Annotated in this window: 17 protein-coding genes and 1 other RNA gene; 7 read left to right on the forward strand and 11 right to left on the reverse strand. The window is 61.8% G+C overall.

Features of this window, described 5'->3' with window-relative positions:
* Nucleotides 1–65 precede the first annotated feature (65 nt).
* The 3 genes from carA to LUN51_RS03835 all read right to left on the reverse strand — a co-directional run bounded on the left by carA (nucleotide 66) and on the right by LUN51_RS03835 (nucleotide 2676).
* The gene (gene carA / locus LUN51_RS03825; RefSeq protein ID WP_277810210.1) at nucleotides 66–1211 is read right to left on the reverse strand and encodes a glutamine-hydrolyzing carbamoyl-phosphate synthase small subunit; all 1146 of its coding nucleotides are present in this window, start codon (nucleotides 1209–1211) and stop codon (nucleotides 66–68) included.
* Nucleotides 1212–1454: 243 nt separating this feature from the next.
* Complete coding sequence (gene dapB / locus LUN51_RS03830; protein WP_246894402.1) at nucleotides 1455–2264, reverse strand: 4-hydroxy-tetrahydrodipicolinate reductase; 810 nt, start codon at nucleotides 2262–2264, stop codon at nucleotides 1455–1457.
* A gap of 121 nt (nucleotides 2265–2385) precedes the next feature.
* Nucleotides 2386–2676, reverse strand: coding sequence for a DUF2218 domain-containing protein (locus LUN51_RS03835; RefSeq protein WP_277810211.1), 291 nt, complete (start codon nucleotides 2674–2676; stop codon nucleotides 2386–2388).
* A gap of 273 nt (nucleotides 2677–2949) precedes the next feature.
* Between LUN51_RS03835 and LUN51_RS03840 the strand changes: the two genes are divergently transcribed.
* From LUN51_RS03840 to LUN51_RS03850, 3 genes are read left to right on the forward strand one after another with little or no spacing between them, the layout of a single operon-like run.
* Nucleotides 2950–4077: an ABC transporter substrate-binding protein gene (locus LUN51_RS03840; RefSeq protein ID WP_277810212.1), complete on the forward strand. Its 1128-nt coding sequence runs from the start codon at nucleotides 2950–2952 to the stop codon at nucleotides 4075–4077.
* 1 nt (nucleotide 4078) lies between these two features.
* The gene (locus LUN51_RS03845) at nucleotides 4079–5161 is read left to right on the forward strand and encodes a FecCD family ABC transporter permease (RefSeq protein WP_277810213.1); all 1083 of its coding nucleotides are present in this window, start codon (nucleotides 4079–4081) and stop codon (nucleotides 5159–5161) included.
* Entirely contained in the window at nucleotides 5155–5904 is a 750-nt protein-coding gene (locus tag LUN51_RS03850) for an ABC transporter ATP-binding protein (RefSeq protein WP_277810214.1), read from the forward strand. The genes LUN51_RS03845 and LUN51_RS03850 overlap by 7 nt, the downstream gene beginning before the upstream one ends.
* Here LUN51_RS03850 and LUN51_RS03855 read toward each other — a convergent pair.
* The 4 genes from LUN51_RS03855 to grpE all read right to left on the reverse strand — a co-directional run bounded on the left by LUN51_RS03855 (nucleotide 5882) and on the right by grpE (nucleotide 10889).
* Nucleotides 5882–6775: a DMT family transporter gene (locus tag LUN51_RS03855; protein ID WP_277810215.1), complete on the reverse strand. Its 894-nt coding sequence runs from the start codon at nucleotides 6773–6775 to the stop codon at nucleotides 5882–5884. The genes LUN51_RS03850 and LUN51_RS03855 overlap by 23 nt on opposite strands.
* A 186-nt stretch (nucleotides 6776–6961) precedes the next feature.
* Complete coding sequence (gene dnaJ / locus LUN51_RS03860; RefSeq protein ID WP_277810216.1) at nucleotides 6962–8101, reverse strand: molecular chaperone DnaJ; 1140 nt, start codon at nucleotides 8099–8101, stop codon at nucleotides 6962–6964.
* 90 nt (nucleotides 8102–8191) lie between these two features.
* Complete coding sequence (dnaK, locus tag LUN51_RS03865) at nucleotides 8192–10126, reverse strand: molecular chaperone DnaK (RefSeq protein WP_277810217.1); 1935 nt, start codon at nucleotides 10124–10126, stop codon at nucleotides 8192–8194.
* Nucleotides 10127–10256: 130 nt separating this feature from the next.
* Nucleotides 10257–10889 carry a nucleotide exchange factor GrpE gene (gene grpE / locus LUN51_RS03870; RefSeq protein ID WP_277810218.1) on the reverse strand — a complete coding sequence of 211 codons (633 nt, stop codon included), beginning with the start codon at nucleotides 10887–10889 and terminating at the stop codon, nucleotides 10257–10259.
* A gap of 185 nt (nucleotides 10890–11074) precedes the next feature.
* Here grpE and recN point away from each other — a divergent pair, with 185 nt between their 5' ends.
* Nucleotides 11075–12748 carry a DNA repair protein RecN gene (gene recN / locus LUN51_RS03875; RefSeq protein ID WP_277810219.1) on the forward strand — a complete coding sequence of 558 codons (1674 nt, stop codon included), beginning with the start codon at nucleotides 11075–11077 and terminating at the stop codon, nucleotides 12746–12748.
* A gap of 100 nt (nucleotides 12749–12848) precedes the next feature.
* Here the strand turns inward: recN and fur are convergent, their stop codons facing one another.
* Entirely contained in the window at nucleotides 12849–13301 is a 453-nt protein-coding gene (gene fur, locus LUN51_RS03880; RefSeq protein WP_040239960.1) for a ferric iron uptake transcriptional regulator, read from the reverse strand.
* Between the two features lie 78 nt (nucleotides 13302–13379).
* On the opposite strand from fur, the gene LUN51_RS03885 reads away from it, so the two are divergent.
* Complete coding sequence (locus tag LUN51_RS03885; protein ID WP_277810220.1) at nucleotides 13380–13811, forward strand: outer membrane protein assembly factor BamE; 432 nt, start codon at nucleotides 13380–13382, stop codon at nucleotides 13809–13811.
* A gap of 21 nt (nucleotides 13812–13832) precedes the next feature.
* On the opposite strand, the gene LUN51_RS03890 is transcribed toward LUN51_RS03885, so the two are convergent.
* Together LUN51_RS03890 and LUN51_RS03895 are read right to left on the reverse strand one after the other, a co-directional pair.
* Nucleotides 13833–14150 (reverse strand): RnfH family protein, encoded by a 318-nt coding sequence (locus tag LUN51_RS03890; RefSeq protein WP_277810221.1) that lies wholly within the window; start codon nucleotides 14148–14150, stop codon nucleotides 13833–13835.
* On the reverse strand, nucleotides 14137–14577 hold the full coding sequence (locus tag LUN51_RS03895) for a type II toxin-antitoxin system RatA family toxin (RefSeq protein ID WP_040239967.1): 441 nt from the start codon (nucleotides 14575–14577) through the stop codon (nucleotides 14137–14139). Before LUN51_RS03895 ends, LUN51_RS03890 begins: the two co-directional genes overlap by 14 nt.
* A gap of 137 nt (nucleotides 14578–14714) precedes the next feature.
* Between LUN51_RS03895 and smpB the strand changes: the two genes are divergently transcribed.
* Together smpB and ssrA are read left to right on the forward strand one after the other, a co-directional pair.
* Nucleotides 14715–15188 (forward strand): SsrA-binding protein SmpB, encoded by a 474-nt coding sequence (gene smpB, locus LUN51_RS03900; RefSeq protein ID WP_040239969.1) that lies wholly within the window; start codon nucleotides 14715–14717, stop codon nucleotides 15186–15188.
* 109 nt (nucleotides 15189–15297) lie between these two features.
* Nucleotides 15298–15676: a transfer-messenger RNA gene (ssrA, locus tag LUN51_RS03905) on the forward strand.
* Between the two features lie 79 nt (nucleotides 15677–15755).
* Here ssrA and LUN51_RS03910 read toward each other — a convergent pair.
* Complete coding sequence (locus LUN51_RS03910) at nucleotides 15756–16616, reverse strand: glycine betaine ABC transporter substrate-binding protein (RefSeq protein WP_277810222.1); 861 nt, start codon at nucleotides 16614–16616, stop codon at nucleotides 15756–15758.
* Between the last annotated feature and the right edge of the window lie 336 nt (nucleotides 16617–16952).

The following is a 16952-nucleotide window of genomic DNA, read 5'->3' on the forward strand; positions in this document are numbered from 1 at the left end:
CCCGCTAACTTGGTGACTGACGACGGCTCAACGTGAAAGCGCCTCCGCCGCGCGGAGGCGGAGCCTTAGCGACGCGCTTGCATCAAGGCGATGAAGCGGTCGAACAGCGGCGCGACATCGCGTGGGCCGGGACTGGCCTCGGGGTGACCCTGAAAGCTGAACGCCGGGCAATCGGTACGCTCGATGCCTTGCAACGTGCCATCGAACAGCGAACGGTGCGTGGCCCGCACGTTGGCCGGCAGACTCGCTTCGTCGACCGCGAAGCCGTGATTCTGGCTGGTGATCATCACCCGGCCGGTGTCGAGATCCTCGACCGGATGATTGGCGCCATGATGGCCGTTGTTCATCTTCACCGTATGCGCCCCGGAGGCCAAGCCCAGCAACTGATGCCCCAGGCAGATACCGAACAGTGGCAGGCCGGCATCGAGCACCTCGCGAATCGCCGCGATGGCGTAATCGCAAGGCTCGGGATCGCCGGGGCCATTGGCCAGGAAGACGCCATCGGGGTTCATCGCCAACACCTCGGCGGCCGGGGTCTGCGCTGGCACCACCGTCAGGCGACAGCCGCGTGAGGCCAGCATGCGCAAAATGTTGAACTTCGCCCCATAGTCATACGCCACCACATGAAACGGACGCTCGCGCTCGGTCGCATCGGCGTAGCCGCTGCCCAACGCCCACTCGCCTTCGCTCCATTCGTAGGCGTCGCGACAGCTCACCTCCTTGGCGAGGTCCATGCCCTTGAGGCCAGGAAAGGCGCGCGCCACGACCAAGGCCCGCTCTACGGCATCTTCGCCTTCGGCATCGCTACCCGCCAGGATCGCGCCGTTTTGCGCGCCCTTTTCGCGCAATAGTCGCGTCAGACGCCGCGTATCGATATCGGCGATGCCCAGCACGTTGCCGCGCTTAAGGTACTCATCAAGGCTCGCCTCACTGCGAAAATTGCTGGCCATGAGCGGCAAATCACGGATCACCAGGCCGGCCGCTGCGATGGCGGCGGACTCGATGTCCTCGGCGTTGACGCCGGTATTGCCGATATGGGGATAAGTGAGGGTAACGATTTGTCGCGTATAGGAGGGGTCGGTGAGGATTTCCTGGTAGCCAGTCATGGCCGTATTGAAAACCACTTCACCACTCGTTTGCCCATCGGCTCCGATGGCGCTGCCATGAAATACACTACCGTCTTCCAAGGCCAATATCGCGGGTCTGATCAACGCAACGTCCTCCCCTTGTCATGCGCGAGTCTGAGCCAGGGCCGGCGAGTCGCCGGGCCCCTCGTATTCAAGGAGCACTGAGAGTATCGACGACCGCTTCTCGCGGGTCGTAAAAAAGCGGGACGAAACCTGAAAGAAGCCCGGTTTCATCCCGCCTTGTTGTCATTCGCTCGGATCCCTGTGGCCACCAATGCGTTTGCTTGGCCAAATTGGCTCGATGATACGCGATTTACAGGTCGCAGACTAGCCCTTGAGGCCCAGTACGTCCTGCATATCGTAGCGACCGCTGTCGCGCGAGGCGACCCAGCGCGCCGCGCGCGCCGCGCCCTTGGCGAAGGTCATGCGGCTGGACGCCTTGTGCGTAATCTCGATGCGCTCGCCCTCGGTGGCGAACATCACGGTATGCTCACCGACAATATCGCCCGCACGCACGGTGGCGAAACCGATCTCCTTGTCGCCGCGTGGCCCACACTGCCCCACACGCTCGAAGACGCCATCTTCCTTGAGGTCGCGATTCAGGGCCTTGGCCACGACCTCTCCCATCTTCAGCGCCGTGCCGGAAGGCGCGTCGACCTTGTGGCGATGATGCGCCTCACTCACTTCGATATCGTAGCCCTCGTCACCCAGCGCCCGAGCAGCGGTTTCCAACAGCTTGAGGGTAAGGTTGACGCCGACGCTCATGTTGGGCGCGAAGACCATGGGAACGCGGTCACGATAACCGTCGAGCTCGGCGAGCTCGGCGTCGGAGAGCCCCGTGGTGCCGATCACGATGGCCTTGCCGTGCTCAGCACAAAACGCCAGATTGGCCAGCGTGACCCGAGGCGTGGTGAAGTCGATCAGCACATCGAAGGCATCGACGATGGCAGCCGGGTCATCCGTGGCGTTCACGCCCAAGCGCCCAGCACCGGCGAGCTCGCCCAGATCGGCACCGACCAATGAGCTACCGGGCTCGACGATGCCTCCCGCCAAGCTGGCCTCGGGATCCTGCTGTACGGCATTGACCAGGGTGCGGCCCATGCGCCCGGCGACGCCGACGATGGCGATACGCGTCATGTGGACTCCTTGCGATTGCGTGTCGATGAATACCGGAGAGTATACCAAACCGTCCCGCATTCCCGTCACGCACACCGCCGATCATGAATATGACGTGATCGCGGATGAAGCCACGTCGGCATCACGTCACAGCAGGCTGCCAGACAATATCGAGCGTCTCGCGGTTCGCCATTCGCTCGAGATGCACCGCGACGACCTCTTCGAGGCGCTCACGGGTCGCCACATCCTCGGCTGTCAGTTGCAGATGCAAGGCACCCGCCTCGGCGCGCATGTGGCACACCCCACCATCGAACGTGACGCGCCCCTGATGCTCGTCATGGGCAACGCTCAGCTTGTGCTGCCAGTGCTTGCATAGGCGATTGATATAACGCGAACCGGATGTCGTCGAGACGACAGCGTGGGACTCAGACACAGGGCCTCCAAAATCGATTAGCATTCTAATGGTAATCGCATTATGGCACGCACACCTGCCCATTAGCGACAACGCCTCGTTCGTCAAAACGAGACTCGAAACCTCCAAGCTGTCGATCACAAGGCGGAACGTTCCGTTCCGCGTGGCTCGACGAGCCCCGGAGATGCAGGCATACTAGCAAACGAATGCAAATAGCAATGAGTCGCAAAAAGAAGCGCTATCGATTAGTATCTCTCATCGCCTCCAAATCCGATAACCAGTCCGACACCACCCATGCCCACCTCACTATTCAAAGCCGCTGCCGGCGCAGTCCTCGCCCTCGCTGCCACGACCGCGCTGGCCGAAGAGATCACCGTCACTGACGTCGCCGGCCGCCAGGTTACCGTCGACGCTCCCGTGGATCGCCTGATTCTCGGTGAGGGGCGCCAGATTTATCTGCTCGGCGCGCTGCAGCCGGAGACCCCCTTCGAGCACGTGGTGGGATGGCGTGAGGACTTCTCGCAGGCCGATCCGGACAACTACGCCGCCTATGCCGCCAAGTTTCCCGAGATGACGCAGATCCCCACCTTCGGCGGCTTCAAGGACGGCACCTTCGATGTTGAGCAGGCTGCTGCGCTACAGCCCGACGTCGTGCTGATGAACCTGGAGGCCAAGGCCGCCACCGAGGACGCCGCCTACGACGACAAGCTGGCCGAACTGGGCATCCCGATCGTCTACGTGGATTTCCGCGAGGCGCCGCTCGAACACACGACGCCTTCCATGCGGCTGATCGGCCGACTACTCGGCGAGGAAGAAAGGGCCGAGGCCTTCATCGACTATTCACAGGCCCAGATGGCGCGCGTCACCGAGACCATCGAAGCTGCCGACCCCCAGCGTCCCCGGGTCTTCATCGACCGTGCCGGCGGCTATTCCGACGACTGCTGCATGAGCTTCGGCCCGGGCAACTTCGGTAAATACGTCGAGCTCGCCGGGGGGAGCAACATCGCCGACGGCATCATTCCCAACACCTTCGGCCGGCTGAACCCGGAGCAGATCATCGCCGCCGATCCGCAACAGGTGGTCGTGACCGGCGGCCACTGGGACGCCTACGTGCCCGGCGGCGACTGGGTGGGCGTGGGCCCCGGCGCCGACCTGGCGGCCGCGCGGACCAAGCTCGAAGGGCTCACCGAGCGCACCGCCATGGCCGGCATCGACGCCGTGCAGACCGACAATTTTCACGCCATCTGGCACCAGTTCTACAACAGCCCCTACTACTTCGTAGCCGTGCAGCGGCTGGCCAAGTGGTTCCACCCGGCGCTGTTCGCCGACCTCGACCCCGAGGCGACGCTGCGGGAGTTGCACGAACGCTTCCTGCCGGTGGACTACGTTCCGGGCTACTGGGTCTCGCTGAAGGGTGACTGACATGCACACCGGCGCCGATGCCCTGCCGTCCGAACAGCCTGCCCCCGAGGAAGGCCGCACCTTCTATCGCGCCCTGGTGCTGCGCCGCCAGCTGATCCTCGCCGCCCTGGCGCTAGCGCTGTTCCTCAGCCTGTGCGTCGATCTGGCCCTGGGCCCGGCCCGTTTCAGCCTGGGCGAAGTGCTCGCCGCGCTCTTCTCCCCGGATGACGTGAGCCTGCAGGCTCGCGTCATCCTTTGGGAAATTCGCATGCCGGTGGCACTGATGGCGCTGGTGGTCGGTGCCAGCCTGTCGGTGGCCGGCGCCCAGATGCAGACCATCCTCAGCAACCCCCTGGCCAGCCCCTTCACCCTGGGGATCTCCGCCGGCGCCAGTTTCGGCGCTGCCCTGGCGCTGGCCTTCGGCGTGGTCATCGTACCTGCCGCGGTCGACTACGTGATCCCGATCAACGCCTTCGTCATGGCCATGCTGACCGCCTTCGCGATCCATGCGCTGAGCATGCGGCGCGGGGTGACCATCGAGACCATCGTGCTGTTGGGTATCGCCATGGTCTTCATCTTCAACTCGCTGATGGCGCTGATCCAGTTCTTCGCCAGCCAGCAGGCCGTCTCCGCAGTGGTGTTCTGGACCATGGGCAGCCTGACCAAGGCCACCTGGCCCAAGCTTTGGATCTCGCTGGGCGTGCTGGCCACGGTCATGCCGCTGCTGGCTCGCCACGGCTGGGCCCTGACGGCCATGCGCCTGGGCGACGCCAAGGCCGAGAGCCTGGGCGTCAAGCCCCGCGCACTGCGCCTGGAGGTGCTGGTACTGGTCTCGCTGCTGGCCGCCATCGCCGTGGCCTTCGTCGGCACTATCGGCTTCATCGGCCTGGTCGGGCCGCATATCGCCCGCCTGCTGCTGGGCGAGGATCAGCGCTTCTTCCTGCCCGGCTCGGCACTCTGCGGCGCGTTGATCCTGTCCATCGGCTCGGTGCTGTCGAAGGTGCTGATCCCGGGTACCGTCATCCCCATCGGCATCATCACCTCGCTGGTCGGCATTCCTTTCTTCCTGTTCCTCGTCCTCAGCAACAAGAAGGCCTCATGGTAACGCTCACGCTCGACGGACTATCGGCCCGTTACGGCCGCCGCAGCATCCTCTCGGAGATCACCACGCCGCCTCTCGAGGGCGGTCAGGTGGTGGCCGTGCTCGGCCCCAATGCCGCAGGCAAGTCGACCCTCTTCCGGCGTATCTTCGGGCTGCTCGCCGGTGGTGGCATAGTGCGGATCACTGGCGCCATCAGCGAGCGCCCCGTGGCCTACATGCCCCAGGAAACCGGCGTCAATGCAGTACTGACGGTCTACGAATCGGTGTTGCTGGCACGCATGCAGGGCCGGCGCCTGAACGTGAAGCCCGAGGATCTGGCCGAGGTGGATCGCGCCCTGGACGAGCTGGGCATTGTCGCGCTCGGCGAGCGCGACATCGGCGATCTGAGCGGCGGCCAGCGGCAGATGGTGGGCGCGGCCCAGGCACTGGTGCAGAACCCCGAGGTACTGCTACTCGACGAGCCGACCTCGGCGCTGGACCTGCATCGGCAGATCCAACTGCTGTCGATCCTGCGCCGACTGGCCAAGGAACGGGGCATGCTGGTGATTGCCGCGCTGCATGACCTGGGCCACGCGCTGCGCTTCACCGATCAGGCACTGGTACTGCAGGGCGGGACGCTGGTGGATTGCGGTCCGACCGAGGAGGTGGTCACCCCCGAGCTGCTGTATCGCGTCTATCACGTCACCGCACGCATCGAGCGCTGCTCGAAGGGGCGGCCGCAGCTCATTGTCGAAGAGGCCGTCTGAGACGCCGCCCCTCCAGCGCCGCAAGGGCCGCCCCGCCCAGCACCAGCGGCAGGGCCACCACAAAGCCGCTGGAGAGCGGCAGCCCGAAGATCAGCAGATCGGCCAGCACCGGCCAGATCAGCGCCACGTACTCGAAGGGCGCCAAACGCGAGACCTCGGCGTAGCGTAGCGCCAGGGTCATGCAGATATGCGCGGCGCCGCCGAACAATCCCGCCAGCACCAGCAGCGCCAACGTCGGCCCCGAGACCGCCACCCAGCCAAACGGCAACGTGGCGAGTCCCGCCAGCGCCGTGACCAGCACGAAGTAGAAGGCAATCGAAGCGGCCGTCTCGGTACGCGAGATACGCCGCACCGTCACCAGTGCGCCCGCCGTCAGCAGCGCGGCCAGCACGCCCAGGCCGTAACCCAGCACCTGTCCCCGGGACTCGCCCAGGTCGGGCACCACCAGCGCCGCCACGCCCGCCAGCACCAGCGCGAAGGCTGCCGCCCGATGGAGGGTGAAACGCTCGCCAAGCAGCAGCACGCCGCCCACCGCCATGGCCACCGGCGACAGCTGCGCCAGCAGTGTCGCCTCGGCCACCGGCAGCCGCGCTACCGCGGCGAAAGACGCGAACATCGCCGCCGCCCCCAGCCCCGAGCGCACCAGATGCCCCAACGGCTTGCGCGTCGCCAGCGCCCGGGGAAATTCCCGTCGCCAGGTCATGAAGATCACGATCGGCAGCAGCGCGAAGGCCGAGCGGAAGAACACGGTCTGGCCCAGCGGCACCTGCGTGCTCACCGCCTTGACGCACACCATCATCCCCGTGAACAGAATACCCGACAGCAGCCGAAGCACGATGCCGGCCAGCGGCCGATCCGCGACGTTATTCATGAGCGTCCTTGAGTGTCTTCCAAGCGAGCGGGCACGACGATTCGCGGACCCTGAAGATGCGGCCATGATATCACTGCGGATGGGAACAGTTCTCGTATCCGACCGGTATTTCGCGGGAAGCGACACGACAAGGCCCCGCCTCCTTACGGAGCGCGGGGCCTAGAGCGTGCCATCGCGAACGTTACCTTACGGCTTCATGTCCTCGAAGAACTTCTTCACGCCGTCGAAGAAGCTCGACTTCTTAGGCGAGTGGTGGCTGTTGCTACCGTCCAGGCTTTCCTGAAAGGTACGCAACAGATCCTTCTGTTCCTCGCCCAAGTTGACTGGCGTTTCCACCACGACCTTGCACAACAGATCGCCTGGAGGGCCGCCGCGAACCGGTTTGACGCCCTTGCCCTTGAGCCGGAACATCTTGCCGGTTTGCGTCTCCGGCGGAATCTTCAGCTTGACCCGACCGTCCAGGGTCGGCACTTCCAGCTCACCGCCCAGCGTCGCATCGATGAAGTTGATCGGCACGTCACACAGCAGATGGCGCCCGTCACGCTCGAAGATCGGGTGCGGCTTGATCGCCGCCTGCACGTAAAGGTCACCCGGCGGCCCACCGTTGAGCCCCGATTCACCTTCGTTGTTGAGACGAATCCGATCACCGGTATCGACCCCGGCGGGAATCTTCACGGACAAGGTCCGCGTTTCGCGTACGCGCCCTTCACCATGACACTTGCGGCACGGCACCTTGATGCTCTGACCGGCGCCATGACAGGTCGGACAGGTCTGCTGTACAGCGAAGAAGCCCTGCTGCATACGCACCTGCCCCTGACCGTGACAGGTCGGGCAGGTCTCCTTACTGGAGCCCGGCTCAGCACCATCACCATCGCAGTGTTCGCATTCGATGTGACGCGGTACGCGGATATCGACCGTGGTACCGGCAACGGCGTCCTCTAGATCGATCTCGAGGTTGTAGCGCAGGTCGGCACCACGCTGCGGCGCATTGGGGTTGCGACGACCGCCGCCCCCGAAGATATCGCCGAACACATCGCCGAAGATATCGCTGAATCCACCTGCTCCGGCGCCGCCACCACCAAAACCGCCGCCCCCTTGGCCGTCAACGCCGGCATGGCCGAACTGGTCATAGGCAGCACGCTTTTCTTCATCGGCGAGGACTTCATAAGCCTCGGAGACTTCGCGGAACTTCTCCGCCGAGGTGTCATCATCCGGGTTGCGATCCGGATGGTACTTCTGGGCGAGTCGACGGTAAGCCTTTTTGATCTCTTTCTGATCGGCTCCCCGCTCGATGCCCAATACTTCGTAATAGTCACGCTTGGACATGGATGGTCCGCCTCCGTGTCGGCGCTGCGCAAACAGCAACGCGGGAGAGCATCCCCCGCGCTGCCGTCATGCGAGCATCAGACGTCGTGGTTACTGCTTTTTCTGGTCGTCGTTGACTTCCTCGTACTCGGCGTCAACCACGTCGTCTTCTTTCTTTTGGGCGCCATCGTCGGCTTGTTGCTCACCACCCTCGGCGCTCGCATCGCCTTGCTCGGCGTACATCTTCTGCGCCAGGTTGCCGGAGGCCTCGGTCAGCGCGTCGAGCTTGGCCTGGATATGCTCTTGGTCGTCGCCCTTAGTAGCTTCCTCGAGCTCGCTGATCGCGGTCTCGATCTGCTCTTTCTCGCTGGCCTCGACCTTGTCGCCGGCTTCTTCGAGCGTCTTGCGCGCGGCATGGACCATGCCATCGGCCTGGTTACGCAGCTGCACCAGCTCCTCGAACTTCTTGTCCTCGGCCTCATGCGCCTCGGCGTCCTGGACCATTTGATCGATCTCTTCGTCGGAAAGACCGCCGGAGGCCTTGATGACGATGGACTGTTCCTTGCCGGTGGCCTTGTCCTTGGCGGAGACGTTGAGGATGCCGTTGGCATCCAGATCGAATGCGACTTCGATCTGCGGCACGCCACGCGGTGCCGGCGGAATGTCGGCCAGATCGAAGCGACCCAGTGACTTGTTGCCGCTGGACTGCTTGCGCTCACCCTGCTGCACATGAATGGTCACGGCAGTTTGGTTGTCATCCGCAGTCGAGAAGGTTTGAGTCTTCTTGGTCGGGATGGTGGTGTTCTTCTCGATCAGCGGCGTCATGACGCCACCCAGGGTTTCGATGCCCAGGGTCAACGGCGTGACGTCGAGCAGCAGCACGTCCTTGACGTCGCCGCCCAGCACGCCGCCCTGGATCGCCGCGCCCACGGCCACGGCTTCGTCCGGGTTGACGTCCTTGCGGGCGTCTTTGCCGAAGAAGTCGGCAACCTTGGACTGCACCAGCGGCATGCGCGTCTGACCGCCCACCAGGATCACGTCGTCGATTTCGGACGCGGACAGGCCAGCGTCGCTCAGCGCCGTTTTGCAAGGTGCCAACGATTTCTGCACCAGCTCTTCGACCAACGACTCAAGCTTGGCACGCGTCACCTTGACGTTAAGGTGCTTGGGCCCAGTGTTATCGGCCGTGATGTACGGCAGATTGACCTCGGTCTGCTGTGCCGAGGAGAGCTCGATCTTGGCTTTCTCGGCGGCTTCCTTCAGACGCTGCATGGCGAGACTGTCGCCAGACAGATCGATGCCGGAATCGCTCTTGAACTGCTGCACGAGATAGTCGATCAGTTTGAGATCGAAATCTTCACCGCCCAAGAAGGTGTCACCATTGGTGGCTAGCACCTCGAACTGGGTTTCGCCATCGACATCGGCCACTTCGATGATGGAGATATCGAAGGTGCCGCCGCCCAGGTCATAGACCGCGATTGTCTTGTCGCCACGCGCCTTGTCCATGCCATATGCCAACGCGGCCGCCGTCGGCTCGTTGATGATGCGCTTGACTTCGAGACCAGCGATGCGTCCCGCATCCTTGGTGGCCTGACGCTGACTATCGTTGAAGTACGCCGGCACGGTGATCACCGCGTCAGTCACTTCTTCACCGAGGTAGTCTTCAGCGGTCTTCTTCATCTTCTTCAGCACTTCCGCGCTGACCTGCGGCGGTGCCAACTTGCTGCCCTTGACCTCGACCCAAGCGTCGCCGTTATCGGCCTCAGCGATGGTGTACGGCACCATCTTGATGTCCTTCTGGACGACGTCATCCTTGAACTTGCGGCCGATCAGGCGCTTGATCGCGTACAACGTGTTGCTCGGGTTGGTCACGGCCTGGCGCTTGGCGGCCTGGCCAACCAGTGTCTCACCATCGTCGGTGTAAGCGATGATGGACGGCGTGGTGCGTGCACCTTCCGCGTTTTCGATCACCTTCGCGTTGCCGCCGTCAAGGATGGCAACACAGGAGTTGGTGGTCCCCAAATCAATACCGATGATGCGTCCCATTGGAATACCTCAAAATCGTTGCTTGACTGTTTCGTCTTCGTCGGCGGCATCGCCGCCTCGTTGTTCGTCTATTTGGGGGGTGGGGTTACGCCTTTCAAGGGTATCGGCGTCACATCCCTCCCCTGCCACATCAATTGGCGGCTTGGCTGACGACTACCATCGCCGGACGTACCAGACGTCCATTCAACAAATAACCCTTCTGCATGACCTCGATCACCGTATTGGGCTCAACCTCGGGGTTGGGCACCATGGTCATGGCTTCATGTACCTGAGGGTCGAACGGCTCGCCTTGCGGATCGACGGCTTCCACACCGAACTTATTAAGCACGTCGAGCTGCAGCTTCAGGGTCATCGAGACCCCTTCGCGGTGCACCTCGCTAGCGCCTTCCTGCATCGACTCCAATGCCTTTTCCAGGCTGTCGATCACCGGTAGCAGTTCCTTGACGAATTTTTCCAGGGCGAACTTGCGAGCCTTCTCGACATCTTGCTCGGCACGGCGACGCACATTCTGCGCTTCGGCGGCGGCACGCGCCGCCTGATCCTTGGACTCCGTCAAGGCTTGCTCCAATTCTTCGACACGCACAGCTAGCGCGTCGGCTTCCGGGTTTTCGAGCGCCTCGGCATCGGTCTCGCTAGCCTCGACATCCTCGACGACGCCTTCGAGGTCGGCATCTTCGCCAGTGGTGTCATCCGGTTGGGGTTCAGCATCGCGCTCAGCGCGAGCCAGCTCTTCCTCGGTCGGGGTCTGCGGGTCTTTGGCCATGAGTTTCTCCTGACAGCTGGCGCGGCCCGAAGCCGCATCTAATAAGCGATTGCCTCCTATATGGGGATGCGATGAACGATCTCAAGCCACCCATTTCGCTTGCGATGCTTGGCAATTGAAGCCCTCACCCAACTACTGTATAAACACACAGAGATCAGCTTCGTTTCCGACGCCCGGAGGTTTTCATGCTGATACAGCTAGCCATTCGCGACTACGCCATCGTCGAGCGCCTCGATCTGGACCTGCACGACGGTATGACAGCCATCACCGGTGAGACCGGCGCCGGCAAATCGATCATGCTTGGCGCTTTGGGGTTATGCCTGGGCGAACGCGCCGACGTGGGCAGCGTGCGCCACGGTTGCGAACGTGCGGATATCAGTGCGCGCTTCGATATCGCCCGGCTCGCCGACGCCCGCGCCTGGCTCGCCGAGCGCGAACTGCCACAAGACGAATGCCTGCTGCGGCGTGTCGTCACCACCTCGGGGCGCTCCAAGGCCTGGATCAACGGCCAGCCGGTCACGGTGAGTGACCTGAGAGCGCTCGGCGAGCATCTCATCGAGGTCCACAGCCAACACGCCCATCAAGCGCTCCTGCGCGAAGAAACGCACCTGCGCCTGCTCGACACCTATGCCGGCCAGACCGAGGCCGTGGCGACCCTCGGCGAACACTTTCATCACTGGCGTGCACGTCGACGGCGACTGCGCGACCTGCAAGAGAGCGGCGATGAAGTGCAGGCACGGCGTCAGCTACTGCGTTACCAGGTCGAGGAGCTGGATCAACTGGCACTCGCCGAAGGCGAACTTGAGACGTTGGAGGACGAACAGACCCAGCTGGCCAATCTTGAGGAGGTCCTCGGGGACGCCCAGTTCGCCGCCGACTGTTGCGATCAGGACGAACACGGCGCACTTTCATTGCTGCATCACGCCAACGCTCGCCTGGGAAACGCTCCCGAAAAGACCCAACGTCAACTGGCGGACGCCCTGGCCATGCTGGGCGAGGCCCAGATCCAGATCGAGGAAGCAGCACGCGAGCTGCATCGCTTCGTCGATACCACCGAGCTCGATCCTCAACGACTGATGGAGGTCGAGGCCCGTCTCGGCGAAGTGCATCGCATCGCACGTAAGCACCACGTCATGCCTGAAGAACTTCGCGACCTGCATCAGCGCCTGAGCGACGAACTGGCGAGTCTCGAAGGTGGTGAACATGACCTGGAAGCACTCGGCGAAGAAGTGGAGCAGGCCCGTGACGCCTACAGACAGCAGGCGCGGGCAATCAGCGAGGCACGTCTTGAGGCGGCGCGCGACTTCGGCGAAGCTGTGCAGGCGCAGCTGGCCTTCCTGGGACTTGGCAAAGCGACCTTCGAGGTTGCCATTTCACCGCGCGAGACGCCCCAGGCCGAAGGGCTCGACCAGGTCAGATTCATGATCAGCGCCAATCCCGGCCAGCCGTCACGCCCACTAAGCAAGGTTGCCTCAGGTGGCGAGCTATCGCGCATCAGCCTGGCGATCCAGGTCGTTGCCGCGCAGCATAGCAGCGTCCCCAGCATGGTCTTCGATGAAGTCGATGTCGGCGTTTCCGGCGCCATCGCGGAAATCGTCGGCCAGCTACTGCGGCGTCTCGGCGCCCAAGGGCAAATCCTGACCGTGACGCATCTGCCGCAAGTCGCGGCCCAGGCGCATCATCATCTGCATATCGAAAAGCGCGCCGAACACGACACGACCCTGACACATATGGCACTGCTCGACGATGCCGGACGTGTGCGCGAACTGGCGCGCATGCTCGGCGGCGTCAAACTATCCGATCGTACACTGGCACACGCTCGCGAAATGCTAGACGCCAGCCAGCACGCCCAGCATTGAGCGAACCTGGCGCTATAGCCACCCTCGACGACGAGGGTACGAAACGACGAAACCGGCCATGAAGGCCGGTTTCGTCGTCGGTGTACGCTAACTGCTCAGGCTACTTCTTGCCGGGCCCCGAGCCTTCTTGACGCGTCACGCTAGAACCCTTGGGGCGTACATACAACACCAGCGCATGATCGACGAGCTCGAAACCATGCTCCTCGGCGATCTCGCGTTGACGCCGCTCGATGGTGTCGTCGAAGAACTCGATGATCTCGCCGCTTTCCAAGCACACCATATGATCATGGTGCTCTTCCTGCGACAATTCGAACACGGCATGTCCGCCATCGAAATTGTGACGAATCACCAGCCCCGCCGTCTCGAACTGGGTCAAGACACGATACACAGTTGCCAGACCGACATCGTCACCTGCGTCGAGCAGAGCTTTATAGACATCTTCGGCGCTCAGATGGTGTTGGTCCTGCGTACTTTCGAGAATTTGCAGGATCTTGACACGCGGCAAGGTGACTTTTAGCCCCGCCTTGCGCAGTTCATGGTTCTGATCGGCCATGGTTGCGGTTGCTCTTCGCAGTATCGTGGTAGGTCAGGTATGATCAATCCAGGCAACGATAGTGAATGATAGGCGCAAATGCAAAACTTGATTAAAACAGTCACCTTTTCCGTCGCCCTGGCGCTCGTCAGCGGGTGCAGCTACGTTGGCGTTTACAAACGCGACTTGGCGCAGGGCAATCTCATCACCAAGGACATGGTCTCGCAACTCGAGACTGGCATGACCAAGGAGCAGGTGCGCTATGTAATGGGCAGCCCCTTGCTGCAAGGCCCGTTCGACGAAAATCGCTGGGACTACGTCTTCTATCTCGACGAAGCCTATGACGACGTGGAAGAAAAGCGCGTGACACTGACCTTCCAGAACGACAAGCTGGCCGACATCGAGCGTGAAGGCGACATCGAGGAGGATGTCGAACTCTCGACTCAGAGCGGCCCCGGCCCGGCGGTGGAAGGCTCCGGACCAGGCGACGGCACCCCCGCAGCGGGGCCCAGCTACGCCCCGGAAGAATAAACACGTCGCGTCTTGTTCTGCTCAGTCGTTTCCCCGAGCCCGCGCCAAGCGCGCTTGCTTGGGGTCGACCGCCAGTGGCCGATAGACCTCGACGCGATCTCCTTCCACTAGCATATGTCGCTCCGGTTCGCGCAATGCCTGCCCGTAGATTCCCAGTGGCGCATGACTAAAGAAATCAACCCCGCGTTCGGGAAACAGGGTCGGCAAGTCGGCCATCGAGACCGCTTCGCGCGCCGACGTACCCGATGGCACCGTGAACGCGACGACATGCTGACGATGAGGCTCCGCGAAGGCGACCTCAACGTTAATACGCGTTTGCTTGATGTCACTGACGGCCATAAAGCGCATCCGCGCGACGCGTAAACGCGTCGACCAATTGGCCGGCCACTTGCTGAAACAGCTTGCCAAACGCCATTCCCAACAGGCGGTTGGAAAATTCGAACTCCATTTCCAGACTCACCCGACAGGCCGACTCGCCCATCGGCGTGAACAGCCAGCGACCGTTGAGACGCTTGAAAGGCCCCTCGGCCAAGGACAGCTCAATGCGCTCATAGGGATATAGATCGTTACGCGTGGCCAACGTCTGCTCCACGCTCCCTTTAGCCAGGGTCATCTCACCTATCAGATAGCGCCCCTCTTCGTGCTCAATGACCCGCGCACGACGGCACCCCGGCAAGAATTCAGGGTAACTCTCGAAATCGTTGACCAGACCGAACATCGCCTCGCATGAATGTCTCACCAAGGCAGACCGATTGACCGTAGGCATTCACCACTCCGCTGACTTTGTTGCGCCTTGCGCGTATGATGGAAGGTTAACATCAAGGCCTTGAATGATATCACGCCTCCCCCCATGTCATGGGGCTTGGGGCTAGCGGATTCGGCGCATCGTAATGTAGAGGTTCCATGGCCAAGAAAAAGGGCAATATCGGCTCAAGTACCATCGCGCAAAACAAGAAGGCTCGCTTCGAATACCATATCGACGAGACCTTCGAGGCTGGCCTGTCGCTGGCCGGATGGGAAATCAAGAGCATGCGCGCCGGCAAGGCGCAGCTTACCGATACCTACATCCTGATCAAGAATGGCGAAGCGTGGCTGCTAGGCAGTCATATCACGCCGCTCGATACCGCGAGCACGCATGTCGTGGCGGATCCGTCGCGTACGCGCAAGCTGCTGCTGCACCGCAAGGAGATCGCCAGGATCTTCTCGCGTACCCAGGACAAGGGGCATACATGCGTGCCGCTGAAATTGTACTGGAAGAAGAATCTCGTCAAATGCGAGCTCGCGCTCGTACGCGGCAAGAAGATGCATGACAAGCGCGCCACAGAAAAGGCCCGCGACTGGAATCGCGAAAAGGCCCGTATCATGCGCGCCCACTAAACGCGGCAAGGGCGCATCGAGAAAAAGACGTCTGGCCACGAAAAGCCGTGGCGACGGGGTTGAACTAGCCTCGGGGCGTCCCAACCTGTTAGACTGTAGAAACGCTTATGGGGGCGACATGGCTTCGACGCCGGTGACAATCCCTGAGGTGCATGCCGAGAGCGTAACGTATCTCGTAAATCAAACGTTACGACCAATAGTCGCAAACGACGACAACTACGCTCAGGGCGCGCTGGCAGCGTAACAACTGCTAGCTTCTAGTCCGGCCCGGAGGTGATGTGCCCATTCATCACCGATGGGATACGAGCTCAGATTGATGGGATCGCGGCTGGCTTTGTCCTCGCGTCAGCCGCTAAAACTTAGAGGAATCGCGTCGCTGGATCCTGCCCGTCGGAGCCAGAGGCGCTAAATTAAAAGACGGACCTAAGCATGTAGAGCCGATGGGTGAGTGCCGGCGGACGGGGGTTCAATTCCCCCCGCCTCCACCAAACACCGAAAAAGCCAACCCCGAGGGGTTGGCTTTTTTCGTTGCCAGGGCCGAGTGGCCCTGGGCTTAGGCTGGGTGACTTATGACTCTGGCAGCCACTCCTGGACCATGTCCTGATTATCCTCCACCCACTGCTTGGCGTTTTCGTAGGGGTCAGAGTCTTCCTCCTGGTTCATCAGCATGACTTCGCCCATGTCTTCGGCGGTCCACTCGAAGGCGTCCAGAATGGCATAGGCCTCCGGCATGTCCTCCTTGAGCCCCTGGCGAACGATGGTATGGATCTGCTCGGCGCCACCATAGACATTCTTGGGATCGTCCAAGTACTTGAGATCCCAGCGCGCGAACATCCAGTGCGGCGTCCAGCCGGTCACAGCGATATCTTCATCGTTAGCGATGGCGCTTTTCAGTGCTGCGGTCATTGTGGCGCCGCTGCCGCTTTGCAGATTCAGGTCAAGATCGTATTCATCGATGACCTTGTCGGTGAGGCGCATGATCCCGGCGCCTGGGTCGATACCGGTGAGCTTGTTGTCGAAGTCCTCGGCATGCTCATTAAGATCCGCAATCGAATCGACCTCGCTATAGGCCGGAACCACCAGACCCAGTTTGGTACCGTCCAGGTTGACGCCCGTATCGACCAACTGATCCTGGAGTTGAGCGTAGTAATCCTCATGCGTGGTCGGAAGCCACCCGGCCAGTAAAGCGTCGGTGTCTCCAGTAGCCACGGATTGCCACATGGCAGCGGCGGACAGCGAGGACATCTCAACCTCGTAACCGGCTTGCTCGAGCACAGCCCGCATCACATTGGTAGAGGCAACCGTAGAAGACCACTCGACATACGCTAGATTAACGGTGCCCTTGTCCTGGGCTTGCACAGTGGTTGCCGCCAAGCCAGCACCGGCAATCAAGGCCAGACCGGCGAGACGCATCGATGGCTGAGTCATGGGAAATGCCTTTATTGGAAGTGTGACTTAAGCATGCCGAGAAGAGATACTCGTTGCAAATCGAGACGCCGCCATGCATGAGGCAACGTCAACAAGTTAATGCTGACCCATGTATTGCTAAAGTGTCAGGCAGCACAGATCCGTACAAGTATGGTACAAAAAAGAGCGGAGCCGTTATCATCATGCTAGCGATGGCTCATATTCCTTTCGCGACGTCTACGTCGAAACGCTGCGTCCATCGCTCGACGCTCGGCAATGGGCCACCTAGTGTTAGTATTACTAGGCAAATTCATCATAAACGATGTGGCTGCATGCCACTCAGTTCATTCCGTACAA

Origin of the sequence: Chromohalobacter canadensis (assembly GCF_029544075.1) — a bacterium.
In the GTDB taxonomy this organism is placed as follows: Bacteria; Pseudomonadota; Gammaproteobacteria; order Pseudomonadales; family Halomonadaceae; genus Chromohalobacter; species Chromohalobacter canadensis_A.